This window comes from Vibrio sp. KUL78 (genome assembly GCF_059725505.1).
Map to the genome: position 1 here is coordinate 2,597,431 of NZ_AP045837.1, position 19,306 is coordinate 2,616,736.

The 19,306-nt window shown below is 47.4% G+C and carries 18 protein-coding genes; 1 reads left to right on the top strand and 17 read right to left on the bottom strand.

Annotation, left to right across the window (positions count from 1 at the left end; all coding sequences use genetic code 11):
• Positions 1 to 9 precede the first annotated feature (9 nt).
• From fliD to AC6I8Y_RS12070, 4 genes are all read right to left on the bottom strand, one after another.
• Positions 10 to 1,962: a flagellar filament capping protein FliD gene (fliD, locus tag AC6I8Y_RS12055; RefSeq protein WP_498020251.1), complete on the bottom strand. Its 1,953-nt coding sequence runs from the start codon at positions 1,960 to 1,962 to the stop codon at positions 10 to 12.
• A gap of 53 nt (positions 1,963 to 2,015) precedes the next feature.
• A complete protein-coding gene (locus AC6I8Y_RS12060; RefSeq protein ID WP_498020252.1) occupies positions 2,016 to 2,465 on the bottom strand; it encodes a flagellar protein FlaG in 450 nt (149 codons plus the stop codon).
• A 137-nt stretch (positions 2,466 to 2,602) separates the two neighbouring features.
• Positions 2,603 to 3,733 (bottom strand): flagellin, encoded by a 1,131-nt coding sequence (locus tag AC6I8Y_RS12065; RefSeq protein WP_042478446.1) that lies wholly within the window; start codon positions 3,731 to 3,733, stop codon positions 2,603 to 2,605.
• Positions 3,734 to 4,030: 297 nt separating this feature from the next.
• Entirely contained in the window at positions 4,031 to 5,164 is a 1,134-nt protein-coding gene (locus AC6I8Y_RS12070) for a flagellin (protein WP_234495348.1), read from the bottom strand.
• 152 nt (positions 5,165 to 5,316) lie between these two features.
• Here AC6I8Y_RS12070 and AC6I8Y_RS12075 point away from each other — a divergent pair, with 152 nt between their 5' ends.
• Positions 5,317 to 5,523: a hypothetical protein gene (locus tag AC6I8Y_RS12075; RefSeq protein ID WP_498020253.1), complete on the top strand. Its 207-nt coding sequence runs from the start codon at positions 5,317 to 5,319 to the stop codon at positions 5,521 to 5,523.
• 150 nt (positions 5,524 to 5,673) lie between these two features.
• Here the strand turns inward: AC6I8Y_RS12075 and AC6I8Y_RS12080 are convergent, their stop codons facing one another.
• From AC6I8Y_RS12080 to AC6I8Y_RS12140, 13 genes are all read right to left on the bottom strand, one after another.
• On the bottom strand, positions 5,674 to 6,810 hold the full coding sequence (locus AC6I8Y_RS12080; protein WP_498017847.1) for a flagellin: 1,137 nt from the start codon (positions 6,808 to 6,810) through the stop codon (positions 5,674 to 5,676).
• A 437-nt stretch (positions 6,811 to 7,247) separates the two neighbouring features.
• On the bottom strand, positions 7,248 to 8,441 hold the full coding sequence (gene flgL, locus AC6I8Y_RS12085) for a flagellar hook-associated protein FlgL (protein ID WP_128650685.1): 1,194 nt from the start codon (positions 8,439 to 8,441) through the stop codon (positions 7,248 to 7,250).
• A gap of 13 nt (positions 8,442 to 8,454) precedes the next feature.
• Positions 8,455 to 10,335 carry a flagellar hook-associated protein FlgK gene (flgK, locus tag AC6I8Y_RS12090; RefSeq protein WP_252011568.1) on the bottom strand — a complete coding sequence of 627 codons (1,881 nt, stop codon included), beginning with the start codon at positions 10,333 to 10,335 and terminating at the stop codon, positions 8,455 to 8,457.
• Positions 10,336 to 10,558: 223 nt separating this feature from the next.
• Positions 10,559 to 11,500: a flagellar assembly peptidoglycan hydrolase FlgJ gene (gene flgJ / locus AC6I8Y_RS12095; protein ID WP_394150602.1), complete on the bottom strand. Its 942-nt coding sequence runs from the start codon at positions 11,498 to 11,500 to the stop codon at positions 10,559 to 10,561.
• Positions 11,501 to 11,512: 12 nt separating this feature from the next.
• Positions 11,513 to 12,604, bottom strand: a complete 1,092-nt coding sequence (locus AC6I8Y_RS12100) for a flagellar basal body P-ring protein FlgI (RefSeq protein ID WP_234495420.1) — start codon at positions 12,602 to 12,604, stop codon at positions 11,513 to 11,515.
• A gap of 70 nt (positions 12,605 to 12,674) precedes the next feature.
• Complete coding sequence (gene flgH, locus AC6I8Y_RS12105) at positions 12,675 to 13,448, bottom strand: flagellar basal body L-ring protein FlgH (protein WP_234495419.1); 774 nt, start codon at positions 13,446 to 13,448, stop codon at positions 12,675 to 12,677.
• Between the two features lie 15 nt (positions 13,449 to 13,463).
• Positions 13,464 to 14,252, bottom strand: coding sequence for a flagellar basal-body rod protein FlgG (flgG, locus tag AC6I8Y_RS12110; protein ID WP_128650731.1), 789 nt, complete (start codon positions 14,250 to 14,252; stop codon positions 13,464 to 13,466).
• A gap of 20 nt (positions 14,253 to 14,272) precedes the next feature.
• Positions 14,273 to 15,022 (bottom strand): flagellar basal-body rod protein FlgF, encoded by a 750-nt coding sequence (gene flgF, locus AC6I8Y_RS12115; RefSeq protein ID WP_128650732.1) that lies wholly within the window; start codon positions 15,020 to 15,022, stop codon positions 14,273 to 14,275.
• Between the two features lie 257 nt (positions 15,023 to 15,279).
• Positions 15,280 to 16,578, bottom strand: coding sequence for a flagellar hook protein FlgE (gene flgE, locus AC6I8Y_RS12120; RefSeq protein WP_252011565.1), 1,299 nt, complete (start codon positions 16,576 to 16,578; stop codon positions 15,280 to 15,282).
• Positions 16,579 to 16,604: 26 nt separating this feature from the next.
• On the bottom strand, positions 16,605 to 17,312 hold the full coding sequence (gene flgD / locus AC6I8Y_RS12125; protein WP_234495418.1) for a flagellar hook assembly protein FlgD: 708 nt from the start codon (positions 17,310 to 17,312) through the stop codon (positions 16,605 to 16,607).
• 16 nt (positions 17,313 to 17,328) lie between these two features.
• Positions 17,329 to 17,745 carry a flagellar basal body rod protein FlgC gene (flgC, locus tag AC6I8Y_RS12130; RefSeq protein ID WP_042477714.1) on the bottom strand — a complete coding sequence of 139 codons (417 nt, stop codon included), beginning with the start codon at positions 17,743 to 17,745 and terminating at the stop codon, positions 17,329 to 17,331.
• 5 nt (positions 17,746 to 17,750) lie between these two features.
• Positions 17,751 to 18,146 carry a flagellar basal body rod protein FlgB gene (gene flgB, locus AC6I8Y_RS12135; RefSeq protein WP_042477711.1) on the bottom strand — a complete coding sequence of 132 codons (396 nt, stop codon included), beginning with the start codon at positions 18,144 to 18,146 and terminating at the stop codon, positions 17,751 to 17,753.
• A 304-nt stretch (positions 18,147 to 18,450) separates the two neighbouring features.
• On the bottom strand, positions 18,451 to 19,281 hold the full coding sequence (locus AC6I8Y_RS12140) for a protein-glutamate O-methyltransferase (protein ID WP_252011563.1): 831 nt from the start codon (positions 19,279 to 19,281) through the stop codon (positions 18,451 to 18,453).
• Positions 19,282 to 19,306 lie beyond the last annotated feature (25 nt).

Below are 19,306 nucleotides of genomic sequence, written 5' to 3' on the forward strand. Positions count from 1 at the left end.
CCAACACGATTACGACAGTGCATTCATCATGCCTGCTAATTGAGCTTGCATCTTACCCGTGGCGTCTTGCATCGCCGCGAACTTGTCTTGAGTTCGCTTCTCAATGCCTTGCATGCGCCGATCGAGCGCGACCTGGTCATCGTTAAGTCGATAGTTCTGTTCTGTGAGACTCTTTTCACGGGTACGAATTGAACCTGTCATGCCCGTCATACTGTGGATCGCATCTTCGACCTTTTTAGCAAAGCCGTTATTGCCACCAAAGAAGTCTTCTAGCTTATTGAAGTTGTTGTTGAGCTGCTTATCCAAAAGCTGATAATTGATTTCGAGATTACCCGCACGAGTGGTGGTGATACCGAACTCTGTCAGTGTCTTCAGATCCTCAGGTGCATTCTCAATGCTGGCCGAAAACACGCTTTTTAAACGAGAGTCTGCGCTACGCACGATGCTATCACCGGCAAGTGGCCCTGCCATTCCTGTCGCTGGATCAACTTTGGCTAGATCCTGTGACACTTGGAAAAATTGGTTATAGGCGGCAACAAACTGCTCGATGTCGGCACGAACACTTTCTCTATCGTACTCGACACCAATTTCTGCAGCGCGCTCGCCCGGTTTGGTGGTGCCTTTGAGCGTCAGATCGACACCTTCAATCGCGTCCTCAATCACATTGTTGTGACTGGAAAGCTCAGCGACTCCATCAAGTAACACGACAGAATCTTGGGCAGATTGAACTTCAGACATCCCCATATAAACCTGCATTGAGCGCTGCGCTTCAGCTAGTTCAGCTTGAATTGCTTCCACTTTCTCTAAACGCTCTCGCTCTTCTGGAGAGAGTTTTTCACGCTCAAGCTTTTTCGCTTCCTCTTCCGTCATATCGCCATCGGCAACGGCCTTGGCGATGGCCGCTTTCTCAGCCGCAAGTTCCTCTTCTAGCTTGGCTTGGGCTTCTGCTGGCGTGACATAAGAATCCGTCAGCGTGCCTGATGCGGTGTTCGACCAACCCGGCACATCTTTTGATTTTTCGATGGCTTTCTCATCAAGCTCAGGCTTCGGTGCTTGATAAGAATCCATAAGGGTGCCCGACGCGGTTTCTGTCCAGCCAGGAATACTATCTTCAGGGCGGCCAGATTTTGCCTCTTGAGTCTGTGCGGCGTTTTCTTCGCCTTCTTTGACAGCCTCTTCTACCTTGGTTTGCTCAGCAGAATTTAATTCTTCATCCGTTTTTTCTGATTCGCCGACTTTCGCCGCTTCTTCTGGGCTAAGCTCACCGTCTACCGCGTCTTCGCCCGTTGGCATACCTAGCACGCTTAAGGCTTCAGCTTGCGCTTTTTCTAGATCGCGAACTCGCTGCTCAATCGTCTTATATTCAAATCGATAGAGATCGTTACCCACTTCTGCATCGACATTGATGCTGATGGCTTTTTCAGCGCCAGATTGGTTGGAGGCAACGATAAGTCTCGGCCCATTACGGTCTTTAATAATGGAGGCTCGAACGCCGGGGTTGTCGCTAGCACCGTTAATCGCTCTCACGACATCGGTGAGTTTGGAATTCTTGCGGAGGGAAAAGTCGAACTGCTCGTCGCCAAGAGAAATTTGCAGCTTACCTGGGCCAAATCGTGTGTCTTCTGGAATAACATCAGAAGCGATTTTATGGCTCTGTGCAAGCTGCAATACATCGACAGCATATTTGCCAGCGATCGCATCAGTCGTCGCTGTTGCTGTGACAACACTTTCTTCAGTGGTGTTCACACTGCGAAGTGCAAACGCCTTTTCCTGGCGAAAGTTTGCCATCAGATTTTTCATCGTATCGAGTGACTCTCTGAGTCGTCCATAGGCACTGATACTGGTATCAATTTTTGCGCGCTCGAAGTCGATACGTTGCTGCTTTGGAATACGCTCAGCATCGACTATCTTGCTCACCATGGAATTGATATCCATGCCAGATGACATCCCTATCGGACCCATTACTCACCAAACTACTGCAAATCTATACCAACCTGACCCAATCAGGTCAGACATTAAACCAGCATGTCTATGGTTAACGAGCCATGCTGTTCAATGCGCTTTAAAACTTCAAGTAGTTCTTCATCAGGAAACTGGCGAATAACGTCACCACTTTCTTTCGCATACACTGTGACAATATTGCGACCTGTATCTTCATCGACACGAAACGACAAACCCGTATTCATGTCACTTAAGAACTTATCCAGTCGCTCTACCATCTTTTCGCGCTCAGCATCATTCAGTTGCTGTCGTTCATTGGCGATGCGTTGAATCATCTCCGTCGCCTTCTTATTAGAAAGCTCCGGCGTCTCAGTTTTATTGACCCCTTCAACCGACTGAGATTCCTCTTTTTTCTCTGTCGTTACCTGTTGAGAGGCGGCATTGTTAGTATTCTTTGAAGCAAGTTCTGTGCCATTCGATGAGGCAAAAGGCTGAATGTTCGATGCGTAGGATGAAATGTCCATTCTCGCTCTCCCTGTTCTAACCTTGTATTGTCCAACTCCAACTGAGGTACTTCTCGTTGAGCAATAACATTGAAATTGGGAGTTGGCGGTAAAGGGACGTTACCGCCAACCAACCTTGCCTAAGGTCTACGACGAAATTAGCCTAGTAGGCTAAGCGCCGCCGATGGAGACTGTTTCGCTTGAGCAAGAATCGAAGTACTTGCTTGTTGCAAGATTTGATTCTTAGTCATCTCAGTTGTCTCTTTAGCATAGTCTGTATCTTTGATACGGCTATTTGATGCATTTACGTTTTCGTTAATGTTGCTTAGGTTGTTGATAGCGTGGTTGAAACGGTTTTGGAATGCACCCAGTTCTGCACGTTGAGAGTCAACGCTCTTCAATGCGCCATCAAGAATAGCCACCGCTTCTTGAGCACCCGCTACTGACGTTACATCTACGTCTTTAACAGTCACGTCTTTCGCGTCACCTAGATCGAGTTCAGAAGCTAGAGCACCACCAAACGTCACTTCACCGTCTACTTTTTGAGTAGAAGCGAACAGCTGAATTTTGCCGTCTTCGCCAACCGATGCTTTAACGTCATCGCTCTGACCGTTGATGTAAGTCGCTAGCTGTTCGATATCATCGCCTTGTTTAGCGTTGATAGTAAGATTAACGTCATCACCTTGCTTGTTGGTGTAGCTCATAGTGATTTCAGTATCAGTACCAACCGTCCAGTTAGCATCTTTGCCTGTGTTCGCTGCGTAGCTCTTACCACCCATTTCTGCTGTATCAGAACGTAGGTTACCCATAGTAAGCATTACTGCTTCACCAGAGTCAGCACCGATTTGGAAAGACTGAGTACCGTAAGTACCGTTTAGAAGACGGTTACCACCGAATGACGTTGTTTCTGCGATACGGTTAAGTTCGTCGTTAAGCGCAGTCACTTCTTCTTGAATCGCAACACGCTCGTCTCTTGAGTTAGAACCGTTTGCAGATTGTAGTGATAGGTCACGCATACGTTGCAGGATATTTGTAGTCTCGTTCATTGCACCTTCAGCGGTTTGTGCAATAGAGATACCGTCGTTTGCGTTTTTCACCGCCATATCAAGACCGCGGCTTTGCGCGTTCAAGCGGTTAGAAATCTGTAGACCCGCAGCGTCATCTTTCGCGCTGTTGATTTTATAGCCCGAAGACAAACGCTCCATTGATTTTTGTGTACCTTCCGCAGCGTTGTTCAGGTAACGCTGGGCGGTCATTGCAGACACGTTAGTGTTTACATTAATTGCCATATTGATCTCCTTAGGCATTTAGGGGTAGATGGCCTCTGTGTCTCTCACCTCACGTTGGCACATCTGATTTCATTTCTCTCAATCCCTGTAACGGCGATTCATTTAGAAGCTTTAGAAAAAAAAGTGATTTTTTTTGGAGTAAATTCAATTGATTGAATAAATGTGAGCTTGATCTAAATAATTCGGCTGGATGAAGGTAAGAAATCCCTGATTGGAAAGGAGCAATCATTTAATGCAAAAAACCAGAGCCGAGGCTCTGGTTTTGTCGTTCTTGAACGCTTAAATCAGCGCGAGCGATTAGCCTAGTAGACTTAGTGCCGCGTTTGGCGCTTGTTTCGCTTGTGCCAAGATTGAGCTTGATGCTTGCGATAGGATCTGGTTCTTCGTCATCGCTGTCGTCTCTTTCGCAAAGTCGGTATCTTTGATACGGCTCTTCGACGCATTCACGTTCTCGTTGATGTTATCCAAGTTGTTGATTGCGTGGTTGAAACGGTTTTGGAATGCACCCAGCTCCGCACGGTGGCTGTCTACATACTTCAACGCTGAATCGAGAATCGCGACTGACTCTTGAGCGCCGCCTACTGTAGTGACATCGATAGTATCAACCGTAACTGCTTGCGCGTCTTGCATACCAAGCTCACCCGCTAGGCTGCCACCAAAGCTCACGTCACCGTCTACTTTGTTGTTACCTGCAAATACTTGTAACTGACCATCTTCGTTTACTGACGCTTTCACTAGGTCTGTTTGACCATTGATGTATGTCGCTAGCTGCTCGATGTCATCGCCCGCTTTCGCATTGATGGTCAGTGCTTGGTCTTGACCAAAGCTGTCTTTTAGCGTGATGGTTAGCTCGTTTGCATCCGCCGCTACGCTCCAGTCTTTGTCTTTCGCGTTCGCTGCTTGGTAGCTTGAACCACCCATCATTTCGTTGTCTGAACGCATGTCGCGTAGGCTTAGCATCACAGCTTCACCATTGTCAGCACCAATTTGGAATGACTGAGTACCGTACGTGCCGTTTAGAAGACGGTTACCACCAAATGATGTGGTTTCTGCAATACGGTTTAGCTCGTTGTTCAGTGCCGTCACTTCTTCTTGAATCGCTACACGCTCTGCTTTTGAGTTTGAGCCGTTCGCGGATTGAAGCGATAGGTCACGCATACGTTGTAGGATGTTCGTTGTCTCGTTCATCGCACCTTCTGCTGTTTGTGCGATTGAGATACCGTCGTTGGCATTACGTACTGCGACGTCTAGACCACGGCTTTGTACGTTCAAACGGTTAGAGATTTGAAGACCCGCTGCGTCGTCTTTTGCGCTGTTAATTTTGTGACCAGAAGACAAACGCTCCATTGACGTTTGTTGAGCCTGGTTTGCGTTGTTTAGGTAACGCTGCGCAGTCATCGCTGATACGTTTGTGTTTACATTCACTGCCATGTTGTTTCTCCAATTGATTTTCCGGTGTAGCGGTTTCCGACGTCTCGGAAAACCAAGTAGTTCTCTCAAAGTTAATCTTTTAACGACACGGCAAATAAAACCTTTAGGAAAAAACGAGAAAAAAATCGATAAAACATCCGTTTGGTTAGGAATTGAGCAAACGACAACAAAATAACAAAAAAGCGCTAAAGATCCGTTTAGCAGTGCCGAAACAGTCAGATTTTCGTTTGTATTTGCCGTTGAAAAGCGAGGAGCTGAAGGTAAAAGTTGAGGGGGCTAAAAAAGAAAAAGCCCCTATTCCTTTGAGAGAACTGGGGCTGGATGGAAGCCATGGCCTGTGTGGAGATCAAGAGAAATGAACACAATCTGGCTATCCGACATACCTAATGGCCGTATCAGGGCAGGTTGAGAGAGAGAGCCCCAACACTTTCACTAAGTATGCTTGCCAAGCAGTTGGGTAGGTACGCCACGTCTGGCTAGTTACCCTCTGCTTTGTCTGGATGTCCTTACTATTGTAGTAGAGACATCGCAGAGTTCGGCAACTGTTTCGCTTGAGCAAGAATCGAGGTACCCGCTTGCTGCAGGATCTGGTTCTTGGTCATTGCGGTTGTTTCCTTGGCGAAATCGGTATCCTTAATGCGGCTGTTCGACGCATCAACGTTTTCTTGGACGTTCGCTAGGTTATTAATACTGTGGCTCAAACGATTTTGTTTGGCACCCAAATCAGCGCGCTGTGAGTCTACATACTTAAGCGCAGAGTCGATAACCGAGATGGCATTCTGAGAGCCGGCAACGGTAGTCATATCGATGTCTTGAACCGTAGTTAGCGTGCCTTCACTCGATAAACCAAGCTCGGATGCTAGGTTTCCAGAGATGGTCATGTCTCCTTCAAGCGCAGGCTCTGCTACAAAGATCTGTAACTCACCATTATCACCAACGGATGCGCTCACAAGGTCTGACTGACCGTTAATGTAAGTCGCTAGCTGCTCAATATCGTCGCCCGCTTTTGCAAACAGGTCGATAGAAATCTCCTCACCCGCTTTGGTGGTAAACTCGAACTTAAGGTTATTGGCGTCCGGTGCAACTGACCAGTTCGCATCTTTAGCGTTCTCCGCTGTAAAGGTGGTACCCCCCATACGGAAGTCGTCAGCACGAACACTCGTCAAACCCATAATCATCGCTTCACCTGAGTTTGCGCCAATTTGGAATGACGCATCGCCAAACGATCCATTCAACAGGCGGCGACCACCAAATGATGTCGTCTCTGCAATACGGTTAAGCTCCGCTTGCAGTGCCATTGATTCTTCGTTGATTGCTTGGCGCTCTGACGGAGAGTTTGTGCCGTTCGATGATTGAATCGCAAGGTCACGCATACGCTGCAGGATATTGGTCGACTCGTTCATCGCACCTTCAGCGGTTTGGGCAATCGAAATACCGTCGTTTGCGTTTCTCATCGCAACATCAAGACCACGAGACTGCGCTGTAAGACGGTTGGAGATTTGCAAACCCGCCGCGTCATCTTTCGCGCTGTTGATCTTGTGACCCGAAGACAAACGTTCCATCGACGTATTAAGGTCGTTCGAGGACTTGTTGAGATAACGCTGTGCGGTCATCGCCGAAACGTTAGTACTTACTGTAATTGCCATGTTGCTCTCCTAAATGAGTTCGCAAGCGTTTCAAGTTGGATTGCGATCAAACCACCAGTCTTTGGCTAAAACCGGCCGTCTACATCCACCTGATACCCCGTATCAGATGGAGTATCTAATCATTTTCACGTAATCAAGCTTTGCTAAAACGGCAAAGTCTTGGTTGTTCAAATCTTATTAATACAAATCACGTGCCAAGTTTTAAAGTTAATCGTGAATTATATTTATAATGTTTTATTTCAATAACTTAACTAAATCACATTTGATCAGCAAATGAATTAAGTTCTATCTATTGATGCAAGTGGCAAGGCTCTAGTCTACTAGCTTGCCGCTTCGTCGTTTCAGCTTTACCGCTGTCGTTTCAACACTACCGCTTTCGTTATCTGCACCTAAGGCTGAGCTCATAGGGCAACCGATAACCAGAGAGGTAATCAATCCTATAGATAGTTAAACAGTGTTAAGTCCTTGGTTTTACCAAAGGCAAGCTGTGACGCCTGCAAAGCTCTTGAGTTCTCTTCAAATTCGATAACCGCTTTTGAATAATCAAGATCTTCAAAATTACTTTTTGAGCGAGCCAGCGAGATCTTAAAGTCTTCATGCTGCTGCTCTTGAATATCTAGGGTGTTTAGCCTCGCACCTACGTCCGTTCTGGACTTTGTTAGATGCAAAAACGCAGCGTTAAACTCTTCCGTCACCTGGTGAAGCTGCGCATTAGAGCTCGCATCCGATACGTCGTAGTCCATCCAATAGATTGCGTCTCTAAAGCTATCGAATACGCTAAAGGTCTGGCGAGGCTCTAGCTCTATCGCATCACCAGGCGTAATTTGACCTTTAATGCGAATGTTCAAGCCTTCGTATTCGACCCCCGTTTTAGGGTCGAAGTCGCCAGCTTTGACCACTGAGCCATTCTGCTCAAGCTGGTAACCAAAACGATCGTTACCCATATCGACAAACGTCACTTTATAGCGATTGTTGTCATTCGAGTTGGTGTTCGTCGCTTTGTCGAGAAGCAGTTCCGAAGCGTTTTGTAGCTGGTATTTGGCCGCATAGTCACCAAACGGATTATCGACTTCCATAAACAACTTACTGCCAGGATCACTCGTCGGGATTTCCATGCTGTTAGAGATGCGCATCTTGCGCTGATAATCATCACCTGCGTACGACATTTTGCCGTTGCTGTCGACAAAGAACGGCTGTGTCTTTGGCTTAGTACCCGCAAAGGTATAATTGCCTGACTCGTCTTGATTGTTGGCCAGCGCTAAAAAGTTGGCAGCAAGCTCTTCAATTTGACGCGCTTTCGCTTCTCTATCTTGTGGTGATAACGCGCCGTTGATTGACTCCATCGTCAAACGCTTGGCGTGATCGGTGAACTGCTCTGTCTCACGTAGCATCACCTCTTGATGCTCTAGACGGTTACGAGACAAAACAATAGAATCTGTGTGCTGCTTAAGCTGCTCGGTTTGCTGACCGACTTTCTGAAGATAGTGAATCGCCAGCGGATCGTCTGCCGGCTTTTGCAACTGTTTGCCAGACGCTAGCTGCGCCTGGTTGTGGTGAATCTTGTTCTCTTGCCTGCGCAAATCATTTTGAACTGTCTGATAGCTGTGAAAGCTAGAAATACGATTCATCATGTTCCATCACCTCCTATCGCAGTGCCAAAATGGTATCGAAGGTTTCATTCGCGGCTTGCATCACTCGCGAAGAGGCCATGTAAGCTTGCTGAAACTTCATCATGTTTGCCGCTTCTTCATCCAGGTTGACCCCAGATATCGATGCAATACGGCTTTTTGCTGATTCATGCTCTAGATTTGCCACTTCTTGTAAGCGTGTCGCCGTCGAGGCTTTAAGACCAACGTCTGTGTTCAGGTTGTGGTAAACATCGATTAGCGTCGATTCACCACCATTCATGGTCTTATTGGTTTGAATGTTCAGCATTTTACGCAGGTTGCCGTTGTCACCTTCAGCAGGGTTTAGGTTCGCGGTGAACTTGTCGCCTGGCAGTGCGCCGTCGGTAAGTTCAAACGTCGTCCCCAAAACAGTGACAGGTTCTGTTGGCGGATAAAGCTGCGGCGTTAATAGCACGTTGCCTTTGGTATCGGTAACAGCAAACTCTTTGCCTGTCGGCGATACATGAACCTCGAACTCACGAAGTTGCCCTGCGCCAGTAATCGTAAACTTCGCGCTACCTTGTGCATGAGTCGTTGAAGCCTCGAAGCTGTGAGCGGCAATGGTTTTCGGATCTGTGGTTGCCATTTGCAACGTAGCGGCGCCATTTCGGGTTGGGCGAAGCAATAGCTTCTCACCAGACTCTGGTGCATTTTTGATGTTAACCACCATGCCATCTAGATAGAAAGCACTCGCGCCCGCATTAAGCTCAACGATTTGATTCTCACCATTAGGCTTAGTCACCACATAGTTAGCACCATCGTATTTAAGCGCGTATTCGCCGCCTTGTAGCTCACTGGTATCAGCGATATATACCGCTACATCCGATTTCGAATTCGGAGACGCCACCACTCGCGACTTGGCTATTACCTCGGTATTTACGTCCACAAAGATGTCCGCACCGACTTGACCATTAAGGTCTAGACCCTGCCCCTGCAGCTTGTTCACTTCAAAGGCAAAGGCGGTAGATAAACGCCCAAGTTCATCCATGATGTATGGAATTTCTTTGTCGCGTAGGTCGAGCATACCTTCAATTTTGCCGCCAATATCATCGGATTTAATGGCTTTTATTCCTTTGCCCTCGACCATTGCCAAGCGTCGTTGGTGAACGTCGGGCACGCCGTCGATCATCTTCAACTGGCTGGCTTCAGTACCAGAAACTAGGGTATGACCATTACCGATATGAACGTTAAAACCTTCAGCATTTGCACGAGGAGTCACCGTGACTTTGGTGTATTCTGATAACTCTTTGACTAACAGCTCATGCTTATCCATGAGATCGTTATGAGGCCCTGGTGTTCGCATCATCAAACGGTGAATATCTCGAATTTCAACCGCAAGCTGGTTAACACGCTCAATGCCCATGTCGAGCTTTTTATTCGCGGTGTCCGCTTGTTGGCGAACAGACTCGTGAAAGTTGTTCATGGTTTGGCGAATCAGATCTGCTTTCTCAAGCACCACTTTACGAGCACCCACATCATTTGGGGTGTCGGCGAGTGTCTTAACAGAATCGAACCAGTCGTTGAGGTTTTCTGGGATTTTCTTGGATGCCACAGAAGACAACATACCCGAGAGCAAATCTAGGTTTGCCAGATTCTCGTTGCGATAGTTCATCTGTGTGGTTGCCATGTTTAGCTCTTTAACGGCAAACTGATCCCACGAGCGGCGAACATTTTCCACATGCACGCCCATACCGTAGGTTTGCCCCCCAAACTGCCTAGGGTCGTTGGTACCCTGGATGACAGATTGACGGCTGTAACCCTCTGTATTTGCATTAGAAATGTTATGACCAGTCGTAGTTAACTGTCTCTGAGCTGTGAGGACACTTTGTGTACCTACATTCAGAAGATCTGACGCCATATCGCCCCCAAAAACCTCAAAATCGGGCAAAAATCAGTATGATTTGCCCGTGCTTATCTTAGTAAATGCAAAGTACATGCCACATGATGTAAGTAATTATAAATACGCGGTTTTTAAGAAGAAAAGCGACAGAATCTAGCGCTGTTAGATGGATTAGGTGACGTTAAAAACAAACTCGCTCGACATAGGAGCCGAGCAAGAAGAAGTATAAATAGAACGTAAGCTACATCGACATGTCATCAATCTGCTTCTTCACTCTTAATACCTTATCGGCGTAACTTGGGTCTGTTGCATAGCCCGCCTTGTGAATGTCACGAATAAACGACTCAGAGCCTTGGTTACGAGTCAGTGCGGTTTGGTATCTCGGGTTTTCATTCAAGAACTTCACATAGTCATTGAAGCTGTCTTCATAGCTACGATAAGAGCGGAATGCTGCGCGCTCTTGAACAGGTACGTTTTGATGATACTCAAGGGTTTGCGTTGCCACTTTATCGCCATGCCAACTGCGATCAGCCTTGATATTAAATAGGTTGTTACTACTACCCTGGCTATTGTTGACCACTTTCTGCCCCCACCCTGTTTCGAGAGCGGCTTGCGCCAATAGCAAAGAAGAATCAACGCCAAGGGAGCGCGCTGCGCGATCCGCATAAGGTTTAAGCGAAGACACAAAGTTCTCTGGTGTATCAAAATCTACTGCCTTGGCTTTCGTTCTTGGTCCATCAAGTCCCAGTGCTGCAGCCGTTTGGCGTGCTTTCGCTTCATCATATGGCTGGCGCTCTGGCAAATCGAAGGCTTGACTGCGAACTCTTAGCTCAGTGTTTGCCGCCGCCTGCGCTTCAGGAGCACGAGCGCTACCAAGCTGCGCTACGATCATGTCAGCAAGACCAAGCGAACCTGAGGAGCTCAGTTCGCTCGCCATCTGGTCATCGAGCATTTGACGATAGAATTGACCGTTGCCGTTATTGGTTAAGTCCGACTCAAAATGCGTATTGGCATCACGCATGGATTTCAGCATCATCGAGGTAAAAATCGATTCAAACTGACGAGCCGCCGCATTCAATGCCGCTTCGTCGTCACCCTCTTTACCGCTAACGGCTTTCTGACGAAGCGAGTCAAGGCTAGCGATATCGTGAATGAAACCAATGTCGTTCGGGTTTTTCATCATGTTGCTGGCACCTTAGATAACAATCAGCTGACCTTCGATGGCACCAGCATGCTTAAGTGCCTGAAGTATGGCCATAAGGTCAGAAGGTGCCGCTCCCACTTCGTTGACTGCTCGAACCAAATCATCGAGTGTGAGGCCTGGCTGGAAGTTAAACATCTTGCCAGAGCCTTCAGATACTTGAATATCAGAATTAGGAACCACAACCGTATCACCTTCACTAAAGGCATTCGGCTGGCTCACACGCAAGTTTTCTTTAATAGCAACTGTCATGCCGCCGTGAGTAACCGCTGCGGGTTTCAGCTTCACATGTTTGCCGACAACAATGGTACCAGTGCGCGAGTTAACGATGATTTTTGCGCCACTGTCCGCAGTGTCAAACTCAACGTTTTCAACTGCAGAAAGGAAAGCAACACGCTGGCTCAGGTCACGAGGCGCACGCACGCGAACCGAGGTCGCATCCAATGCATTCGCCATTTGTGGACCTAGGAAGTCGTTGATGGCATTCGCCATGTTTTGTGCAGTGGTAAAATCAGACTCCAGCAAGTTAAACGTGATGTAGTCTCCGCGAGAGAACGGACTTGGCACTTCACGCTCTACTGTCGCGCCGCTAGAAATCATGCCCACAACCGGGTTATTGCCCACGATCTTAGAGCCATCTAGACCTTCTGCACTGAAGCCACTGACCACTAGGTTGCCTTGAGCAACAGCATATACTTCGCCATCAAGACCTTGCAGGAAGGTTTGCATCAGTGTGCCGCCACGGAGGCTTTTTGCCGCACCGATGGAAGACACGGTAACATCGATTTTTTGACCCGGCTTAGAGAAGGCTGGTAGGTCAGCCGTCACGATAACTGCCGCAACGTTTTTAAATTTTGGTTTGAAGCCAATTGGCATTTGAATACCAAACTTCTCCAGCATTGAGCGGAAGCTCTGCTCAGTAAATGGCGTCTTCTCACCCGTACCAGGTAGACCCGTTACCAAGCCATAACCCACCAATTGGTTGCTACGAACGCCGGCAACCTCTGACACATCCTTGATGCGTGCCGCTTGCACACTTGCCGCGGCAAAACACAAACCTAACAGTAAAAACGTAAACTTTTTCATGATGTTACCTTAAAAACAAACAAACCCTCTTAGGAGAGGGTTTGCCGCTTACGATTCGATTAATCCTATCCTATAGGGATACATTAAAAAATCGTGCCAAGAATCCAGGTTCTTGCATATCTTGTTGGTTTCCGGTGCCAGAATATTGAATTCGCGCGTTAGAGATACGGTTTGAAGCAATCGTGTTATCAAACTCAATATCATCTGGGCGGATAGTACCACTCAAGCGAATATACTCATCACCCGTGTTGAGCGTTAGCCACTTCTCCCCACGGATCACTAGGTTTCCATTGGCTAATACTTCAATGACCTCAACGGTAATCGAGCCAGAAAGACTGTTGCTCTGGTTCGCAGATGCATTCCCTTTAAAGCTGTTGTCATTTTTTAGCTCATAGGAGAAGTCATAGTCGTTAACGGTGACTGGTCGTCCGCCAACAAACAATGGGTCCATTGATGAATCGTTGGCTTTAGACAAATCTGCATCGGCACTTTTTGCCGCTTTAGTCGCTTCATTCAATTCCACGGTAATGATGTCACCAATACCGCGCGGTTTAGAGTCGTCATACCAATCACGAGCATAGTGGGTGTTAAACAGTGAACCCGTTGCCGCTGCGTAATGCTCAGGCTTGTTTTTTGGATGAATCGGTGCCCATGCTGGGTCGTCAGCTATCGGGTCGGTACGACCACGCAACGTATCAACAATACCCGAAGATTGGCTACGATCGCCCTCAACCGCATCAACGGCTGTGGTGCTGTCCGCCACTTCGTCTACGGATTCTTCCTGCCCAAACTGTGCACAACCAGATAAAACAGCCAACAATGAAATACAAAGTAGTTTTCTCATTTGTCATCTCTCCTGTTATAGCTGCTGGTTCGCGAAACTCATCATCTTGTCGACAGACGAGATCACTTTCGAGTTCATTTCATACACGCGCTGTGCTTCGATCATATTAACCAGTTCTTCTGTCACGTTAACGTTTGAGCTTTCAAGCGTCGACTGACGAATCTGACCAAAGCCATCCAATCCAGGTACACCCTCGTTTGGATCACCACTCGCACCTGTTGGTAGGTAGAGGTTCTGACCAATTGGCTCTAGACCACCAGGGTTAATAAAATCAACCGTCGTAATGTTACCCACTACCTGGTTATCTTGCTGCCCACGAACACGTACTGAGACTTCACCGTCGGTACCTATGGTGATTGAAATTGCATCTTCTGGGATGGCAATCTCTGGCTCTAGCGCATAGCCCGCACCAGACGTCACGATGATGCCTTCATCGTTAAGGGTAAACTGACCATTGCGGCTATAACCGATGTTGCCATCTGGCATTAGCACTTGGAAGAAACCATCGCCTTCAATCATCATATCTAGGCTGTTGGTGGTGGTTTGAGCGTTGCCCGGTGTGTGGATTTTTTGTGTAGCCACCACCTTTGAACCTGCACCTAGCATCAAGCCACTCGGAAGCTCCGTGTTCTGAGATGACTGACCACCAGGCTGGTTAATGTTCTGATAAAACAGATCTTCAAAGACAGCGCGGCTCTTTTTGTAGCCGACAGTCGATGCGTTCGCCAAGTTGTTTGAGATTGTTGAAATATTGGTTTGCTGGGCGTCTAAGCCAGTCTTACTTACCCAAAGTGCCGGATGCATATTCTTCCCCTATGTCCTTATTAACCCATGCGAAGCAGTGAATTAGACGCTTTGTCCATGTCTTCTGCTGTGCTCATGAGTTTCACCTGCATCTCAAACTGACGCTGCAGATCAATTAAACTTGTCATTTCACCAACGGCATTCACGTTACTGCCTTCGACAGCACCTGTCATAAGCTGAACGTTCGCGGAAGCCTCAAAACCCAGCTCAGGGTCTTTGCTGCGAAACAAACCATTGGTGTCTTTGAATAGTGAGCGGTTGTCGGTGTTCGTAAGCTTGATACGATCGACGATTTCCATTTCATCCGCTGGAGCATCTTGAGGAATGACCGACACAGTACCATCGCGGCCAATTTCAATTTTTCTCAATGGAATAGGCACGGTGATAGGCGTACCTTGCTCACCTAACACTAGGTGACCGTTGCTGTTAGACAGCAGACCGTTTTGGTCAACACGCAGTGCGCCATTTCGAGTTAGACCTTCTTTACCCGTTTTATCCAGCACAGAGATCCAGCCTTGCCCTTCGATAGTGACATCTAAATCACGACCAGTCGTCACGACACTGCCTTGCTCAAAGTTGTGACCAGGACGCTCTGTCATGCTGAAGACGCGACTTGGCATACCTTCCCCATACGCTTGCATTGAGCGCGCTTGGGCAAGGTCGGCACGAAAGCCTGGTGTGCTTGCGTTTGCAAGGTTGTTAGCTCTTAACTGCAAAGCGTGCATATTTTGCTTTGCACCGCTCATCGCGAGATACAGGGCACGATCCATTGATAGCTCCAATATTCAAAGTACGAGAGCTATAAAGCAATCTCTATGCCAAATAATTTATTCTTTATTTATCAGTGGGATATGATTGAGATGGGCTATTTCTAGCGATCATGGCAAACGTGGCAGGTGCGGCAATGGCAAAGAAACACGGCAAGGAGGCAAGGTAAGCGGCAAGGTCGAATGAAAAAAGAAACAACCCGTGCGGTAGATTCACATCTAGCACACGGGATAAAGTCGTCTTGATGACAGCGCTAAGGTTAGCGGATCTGTAGGATGTTTTGTTGCAGTTGGTTATGAACGTCCAGCGCTCGAGAGTTCGCTTGAAAGTTACGCTGCGCCGAAATTAGGTCCACCAGCTCTTGAGTCATATCGATGTTCGACTGCTCCAGAGTACCGTTGTTGATGGTACCAAACGAACCTTTGTTCGATTCACCCCAGATTTTCGCACCTGAAGCTGTGGTTGAATCCCACTGAGTACCACCTTTCTTATCTAGACCCTGCTCGTTCGCAACACGAACCATAGCAACGCGACCTAGAGTGACGTTTTCACCGTTTGAGTAAGTACCAAGTACGTTACCTTGCTCATCGAAGTCAACTTTGGTCAAGAAGCCTGTCGTTGCACCATCTTCTTGGAACTTGGTTAGCTCAAATGGAGCAGCGAACTGAGTCGCGCTGTCTAGAGAGAAAGAAAGCGTCTGTGCTGGATCAGCACCGTTCATTTCAACGCCGTTTTCACCCAGTGGTGTCGTCACAATCGGCTGACCACTGTTCAAGCTAGCTAGAGTACCGTCATTGTTAAAACGCATAGTATGACCAACGTGACCTGTCGGGCTCGTTGCGTCACCACCAGCGATATTCACCGGACGCTCACCGCCACCATCGGTCACCGTGTAGTAGCTCTGCCACGTGTTTGGCTGAGTTTGATCTTTGACGTAGTAAGTCGTCATCTTGTAAGACTGACCCATTGAGTCATACATAGTCGAAGAAGTCGAACGGTTGTACGTTTCTGGATCGGTATGATCAAACAGCGCAGGATCTTTTAGATCGCCATTCGCTGGAAGGTTCACACCAATTTCGATGTTTGCTGTTTGCTTTGGCTTACCAAACTCTGGCGGGATGTTGATAGGCTTAGGTTCATAAGAAACCACTTCATTGGTATCTTTGTTCACCTCGTAACCAAGCAAGAACTCATCGTTAGACGTCACCATGTAGCTGTCTTTGTTTAGGTGGAAAGCACCGTTACGAGTCAGCTCATTTTGCTGTGGAATTAGGCGATCTTTAGATACAGCAAAGAAGCCTGTACCACTGATGCGCAAGTCCATTGGGTTATTGGTTGAGATGCTAGAGCCTTCGTGGAATTGCTGAGCAATTTTACTCGCTTGAGCACCGCCACCCGGAGTGGTCTTTGCATTCGTGAACAATGAGGTAGAGTACACATCACCAAACTCGGCGCGAGACTCTTTAAAGCCATACGTGTTGGCGTTGGCAATGTTGTTACTGGTGGTGTTCAGATCTAGCTGTGCCGCAGATAGACCGCTTAAAGATACATATGACATTCCTAATCTCCTAATCTAACCAGCGGTTATGCTTTGCCGACTTCCAGTACTTCTGCGAGTCGAACTGGATTCTCAAAACCAGCTAGATTGAGCAGTACATTTCCATCGCCTTTGCCAAGAAGAACGCTGTTGACGTTAGCGTACGTCGACACTTCAAACTCTCGGCTTTCCCCTTCTAGTAAGCCAGATGCTTTCACATTGTATTTACCAGCAGGCATTGGATTACCTTGATCATCTTTACCGTCCCATTCAACGCGAGCGTCGCCACCAGGCTGAGCTCCCACATCAAAGGTACGGACTAATTGACCCATTTCATTTTCTACACGAACAAACAGGTTATCCATGGACTGTGGTAATTTCACCATCGCCGCCATGCCCGCATCCGCTTGCTTAATACCGGCAGCGCCTGGTACCAACACATCGCGACCTACTAACGAGGACGCTTGAAGCGCTTGGTTAGACGTCATAGATGAATTCAGGTTTTCAAACTGAGTATTCATCTTGCCGATACCATCAACTGTGGCAAACGACGCCATTTGAGCGATCATTTGGTCATTGCTGACAGGCTTGAACGGGTCCTGCTGAGACAACTGCTTGGTAAGTAGTGATAGGAAATCTTCTTGCTTAAGATCCTGCTTACCTGTCGTCTCTGCTGCTTTGTTTTGTTCTTGCAGATTTTTTAGTTGGTCAAGGTAGGATAAACTGCCTTGACCAACATTGTTGATTCCAGCCATTTGCTATCTCCTATCTCTATTGACCCATGCGCAAAGTGCTTAACAGCATCTGCTTGCTCGAGTCCGCTACCTGAACATTCGTCTGGTAAGAACGCGACGCTGAGATCATGTTTGCCATCTCTTCCATCACGTTAACGTTCGGCTTATAGATAAAACCTTCATCGTTCGCGAGTGGATGATCTGGGTTGTACTCTGCGTTTAGGGGCTTGTCGCTCTCTACAATGCCCATCACTTTGACTGGCACAGTATGATCACGGTTGTATTTCGCTTTGCTAAGCTCAGCACCAAATACGGCATGACGCGCCTTATAGGTGTCTTTGGCTGAACTACTAATACTGTCGGCATTAGCGAGGTTACTTGAGGTCGTATTAAGACGAACCGATTCTGCGCTCATAGCGCTGCCTGTTACATTGAAGACATTAAATAAGCTCATCTAGATTACTCCCCTTTGATCGCTTTGGTCATATTTTTGAATTTGCTACCTAAGAAATCGACAGATGCCTGATGTCTTAGTTGGTTTTGCATGAACAAGTTACGTTCTAGATCCACATCAACGGTGTTGCCGTCTCCTGTATCTGGCTGAGTTGGAGTGCGGTAAAGCACCTCGCCAGAAACATTCGTAGAGGCAGAAATATGCCGTCCATCTGTGCGGCTAAGACCAATACTTGCCCCTGAGGTTGCCGCTCTTAACGCACGGTCGAAGTCCATACCCTTAGCCTTATATCCAGGCGTATTTGCCTGTGCGATATTGGTAGAGATGACTTCAGCATTCTTCTCGCGTACCCCAACGGTATGCTGATGAATGCCTAGTGCATTGTTAAAAGAAATGGCCATTGAAACCTCATCGTTCAAAAATACGTGCCTGTGTAATATACAAAGCAATATCCGCGCCAAAAGTTACAAGACGACAAAAAAAGTAAATTTGTCGACTCAGGCGCACTCGATTCTCATCTGATTTACGCTATCGCAACCCTGGCGGAGAACAGTTTTGCAAAAAGCAGACCAAACAAGATGGTGGATGTCATTAGGAATGTCGTGACAAAAGTCATCCAAGCTCTTGCCTACCATCAGAATAGCAAACAAAAAAGCCTTGGCGAAGACCAAGGCTTTTAGAGATAAATGTTTGAGATGTGCCGTACTAAGATTTCAGCTTGTAGATGATACCCGGATTGCAGCGCACCATCTCAAATTGGTCAGTCAAACCTGTCAACGATTCGGATGCACCAAGCAATAGATAACCACCTGGGTTTAGACTTCGTGCCATCTGGTTGAGTACCTTAGCTTTCATGTCAGGCGAGAAGTAAATCAACACGTTGCGACAAAAAATAATGTCAAACTTTCCGAGGAGCGCGTAAGAGTCCATTAGGTTTTGTGGTCTAAAGTTCACTAAACGCTTAACGTTGTCTTTCACCTTCATCTTGCCATTGCCGGAATCTTCGAAGAAGACACGACGACGCTCAGGTGACAAACCACGACCTAGAGCAAGGTTGTCATACTCCCCTACTCGGCACATATCCAACATAGTGCTAGAGATGTCCGTCGCAGTGATCGATACACTCGGCAACATACCCGGTTTCTTGGTTTGTGTCTCAAGGACCGTCATTGCCATCGAGTAAGGCTCTTGACCTGAAGAGCTCGCCGCTGACCAGATCTTGATCGGACGCTTATTCGCCGCCATCTCTGGCAGCAGTTTGTCCGCTAAAACCGTAAACGGGTAGCCATCACGAAACCAAAGGGTCTCATTGGTCGTCATCGCATCAACAGCAGCAATACGCAGCTCACGATTACGTCCGGTCACGACATCTTTAAGCAACTGGGACAACGAGCCAAGACCAAACTTTGATACAAGTGGACTTAATCGGCTTCTTACCAAATACTGCTTGCTATCGCCAAGCACAATGCCGCATTGGGATTCCAAAAAGCGGCTAAAATCGCGATACTCTTGATCGCTAATGGTTATCGCTGTCATTCAATTCTCTATACTACTTTACTAA

Coding starts and splice junctions, on each gene's coding strand:
- AC6I8Y_RS12070 (WP_234495348.1), bottom strand. CDS start 5,164: ATGGCAGTGAATGTAAACACAAACGTATCAGCGATGACTGCGCAGCGT.
- AC6I8Y_RS12060 (WP_498020252.1), bottom strand. CDS start 2,465: ATGGACATTTCATCCTACGCATCGAACATTCAGCCTTTTGCCTCATCG.
- flgF (WP_128650732.1), bottom strand. CDS start 15,022: ATGGATCGTGCCCTGTATCTCGCGATGAGCGGTGCAAAGCAAAATATG.
- flgC (WP_042477714.1), bottom strand. CDS start 17,745: ATGAGCTTATTTAATGTCTTCAATGTAACAGGCAGCGCTATGAGCGCA.
- flgJ (WP_394150602.1), bottom strand. CDS start 11,500: ATGATGAAAAACCCGAACGACATTGGTTTCATTCACGATATCGCTAGC.
- flgD (WP_234495418.1), bottom strand. CDS start 17,312: ATGGCTGGAATCAACAATGTTGGTCAAGGCAGTTTATCCTACCTTGAC.
- AC6I8Y_RS12080 (WP_498017847.1), bottom strand. CDS start 6,810: ATGGCAATTACAGTAAGTACTAACGTTTCGGCGATGACCGCACAGCGT.
- flgH (WP_234495419.1), bottom strand. CDS start 13,448: ATGAGAAAACTACTTTGTATTTCATTGTTGGCTGTTTTATCTGGTTGT.
- flgL (WP_128650685.1), bottom strand. CDS start 8,441: ATGATGAATCGTATTTCTAGCTTTCACAGCTATCAGACAGTTCAAAAT.
- AC6I8Y_RS12140 (WP_252011563.1), bottom strand. CDS start 19,281: ATGACAGCGATAACCATTAGCGATCAAGAGTATCGCGATTTTAGCCGC.
- flgG (WP_128650731.1), bottom strand. CDS start 14,252: ATGCATCCGGCACTTTGGGTAAGTAAGACTGGCTTAGACGCCCAGCAA.
- flgE (WP_252011565.1), bottom strand. CDS start 16,578: ATGTCATATGTATCTTTAAGCGGTCTATCTGCGGCACAGCTAGATCTG.
- flgB (WP_042477711.1), bottom strand. CDS start 18,146: ATGGCCATTTCTTTTAACAATGCACTAGGCATTCATCAGCATACCGTT.
- AC6I8Y_RS12065 (WP_042478446.1), bottom strand. CDS start 3,733: ATGGCAATTAATGTAAACACTAACGTGTCTGCAATGACCGCCCAGCGT.
- AC6I8Y_RS12100 (WP_234495420.1), bottom strand. CDS start 12,604: ATGAAAAAGTTTACGTTTTTACTGTTAGGTTTGTGTTTTGCCGCGGCA.
- flgK (WP_252011568.1), bottom strand. CDS start 10,335: ATGGCGTCAGATCTTCTGAATGTAGGTACACAAAGTGTCCTCACAGCT.
- fliD (WP_498020251.1), bottom strand. CDS start 1,962: ATGGGTCCGATAGGGATGTCATCTGGCATGGATATCAATTCCATGGTG.